Origin of the sequence: Nonlabens dokdonensis, assembly GCF_002162835.1 — a bacterium.
In the GTDB taxonomy this organism is placed as follows: Bacteria; Bacteroidota; Bacteroidia; order Flavobacteriales; family Flavobacteriaceae; genus Nonlabens; species Nonlabens dokdonensis_B.
Genome location: NZ_MAAX01000198.1, coordinates 1 through 3,081 on the forward strand (window position 1 = coordinate 1; position 3,081 = coordinate 3,081).

Genomic DNA, 3,081 nt, shown 5'->3' on the forward strand with positions numbered 1-3,081 from the left:
AAATCTCCATTTTGATTTAGAGCATTAGTACCTACTTGCTCTTGGTAAGAAAGAGCACCATTACCTTCGGCATAATCAAGGTTAGTTTGAAATTGATTAATTGTATAGCTAGATCTATATCCATGATTTATAGAAAACCTACGGAAACGTTTCTTGAACCATTTCAAGTTCATCAAGCCAGTGTATTTTAACGTCCAGTTAGGTAAAGGTATATCTCTAAAAGCGTTAGAATCCTGCTTCTCAATATCACGACCTTCATATGCAGCTAGAAATGCAGGTAGTAATACTTGCTGGCTATTTCTTGAAAATCCTTCTGGGAACCCATCAGCATCTCTTGAGAAGTTATTACCTCCATAAAACTCAGTGGCAAGACGGTTTGCTACCGCTAGCCTATTTGTTCTAAAAGTGTCAAAAGTAGGAGAACCATCAATCGTACTTTTTTGAAATGCAGTACCTATCATTAAATTAGTAATATTAAAATTACCGTAGGTGTTAGGCGTTAAGGATTGATAAGTTAAATCATCTGGATCTATTCTATAATTCTCTGTATAGTTTTCTTGATAAGCCCTATTACCTAATATATCTAGTGATAAGCCCTTCAATAAATCCACACTGAAATTAAAATCTAACTGACGCGTTTCTACCTCAGAGTATTGCTGGTTGAAATCCTGAAATAGCGTTAACCAGCCTTTTCTTGCAGCAAGATCTCGTACCTCTGCCTGACTTCCAAAAACAAATCCTGAAGTGGGCTTTAAAGTTCCTATAAAGCCTATATCTGGAGTATAACCTGGTAAAAAGATACCATTAGTTTCCTGATAGTTGATTTGTGCTCTTTTCACAGAGGTAACAATTCCTATAAGTGTATTATAAGCTTTGTTCCCAAAATTCTTTTTAGGGATTTTAGGCGCGTCACCAGCTTTTTCCTCAGGCTGTCCTGGTGGTTTTCTACTCCTTGACCTAGCATTACCTCTAGACCTAGCAACAGCATTTGCAGCTGCCCCAAATTTCTTTTTCTCGAGTCCTACATATTTATAAAGCTTGTCCAGATCCAGAGTTCCGTTTATACGGTGTGTATTTGCATTCTGTATTGTGTTACCTAGGTTAGGAATACCATCTAACTGTATAAACTGTTGCTGGTTACGTGTCCAGTTAAAGTTAGATGTGTATGTGTAGTTCGCTTTCGCGAAAGCGAGAAAAGGAAACTTATCAAAAGGCAACTTATAAGTAAGTTGTAATTGTTGCGAATGAGAGTTAGGAATTCCCTCATCAAAAAAGTCAGTCCATATGGTATAGTCCTCATTAATAGAATCATCTTCATTCACATAGCTACGTATTAAACGATCGCTATTTGCTGACAGGTTGATTTGAAGTGATTTAGTTAGATCCCAGTTAATCGCATACTGATGATTCATGGTAAAATTGCGATTAGTAAGAGGAGCGAGTGTTATATTTTGTGCATCAGGAATTCCATCGCCGTTTAAATCTACTGGATTTGTATCAAGTTGCAAATCACGGAATTTCTGAGTATTGAACTGACGCACAACGTTTAATCCAGCAGTAAAATTATTAGGTAATGGATTAAAGTTAAGATCTTTCAGAAATTGCAAGTATCTATTACTTAACCATTTTGCATCTTTAAAAGGCTCTAATTCTGCTTTAGGAAACGCATAATTATAAGTTCCACCTGCATTGATGGATTGATCTTGAAATTTTTCTACCTCAAAGTTGCGCTGGTCTGTCTGATTATAAGAGCCAGAAAAAGTAAAGTTCTCGATATCATAAGGCATAGGCTTTGAATCGCCCGTGCGCTCTTTGCGAACTCCTATTAAATTGATGCTTTGCCTTCTTGTATAATCTTCTGATTGTTCTCTTATGGCATCTCTCTCAGCATCTGAAGCTGCGTTATCTAGTCTTGTTTCTAATTCAATATCTTCAAATTGAGGATCAAACTGTGGTGTTATCGTTTCTTCTGCAATGCTATAAGAGAAAGGTAAAGAAACTCCCCATTTTTCTGGGAGTAATTTTCCTAAACTCATATTTGTAGTGACGTCATATTGAGTCACATTTTCACGACTTCTTTCTTGTGGTCCTTGTTCTACGGCTCCAAAACCTATAGTACTTCTTCTACCGGTAGCTGTTACACTTGCAAAGTCTGCCATGTTTGCATCCATGTTTACCACAGCGGCATAGCCTCCTTGATTTTTTAATCCTGACAGACGCATTTCATTAAACCATACCTCTCCACAAATATTATTTGAAGTGGCATTGCGCACACCTATCATCATGGCTCTGATATCTCCAAAGTTAGGGTTACCCTTAATACCGTATCTATGTTGATTTTCCTCGCCAGCACTTGCAGGATCTAACACCGCTTGATCAAAGAAATTGAGATCGCTTATGTTTAAACTATTGTCTCCTAAAACCTCAGCTTTAATTCTTTGTAGTAAGGATAAATCAATATCAAAGTTATTTGCTTGTGGCCATATTTCTTCTCTCACATCTGTTCCAAAAGCAGTAGGTTGCAACGGCAATCTAATCTCATAAAAATTCTGAGTATAATCAACTCCTATTCTAATGAATGCCTCTAACTCACCATCAGCAACAGCCATTTCATTTACAAGCGACTCTGCATGAACAAACATCTGTAAAGATTCATACTGTCGCATGTCTATCCTAATGTTTTTAAAGACTCCTCTTCCGTCACCAGGTTCTAAATCGCAAACTCTTAGTGCTAGAGATTGCTCGTTCTGTCTAATATTTTGGTTTTGAGTTCTTAGTTCTTCACGTTCTACTCCTGGCGGCAATCTGTAAGGTATAGGAGATCTTGATTCATTATTTTCTATGTTTACACCTTCAACTTCAAATGTTGTAGGGTCATCAGAAGCAATGGGATCATCCTCATCTAAAGTGTCTGTAAAACGTCTATAATCTCCACGAACTAAATCAAGAGAACCGAATCTTAAAAAAGTATCAACTTCAAAGTCCGTTAGATACATTCTCATAAACCGTATGGCTCTAAAATCTGCAATACCACCTATTTCCTCACGATTAGGATCATTTAAAGGAACTCTAAATTGCACC

The 3,081-nt window shown here is 37.1% G+C and carries 1 protein-coding gene; it reads right to left on the reverse strand.

Going from position 1 to position 3,081, the window contains the following annotated elements:
* Positions 1–3,081, reverse strand: a 3,081-nt coding sequence (gene sprA, locus A9Q93_RS13345) for a cell surface protein SprA (RefSeq protein ID WP_303687898.1), incomplete at both ends; no start/stop codon positions are given.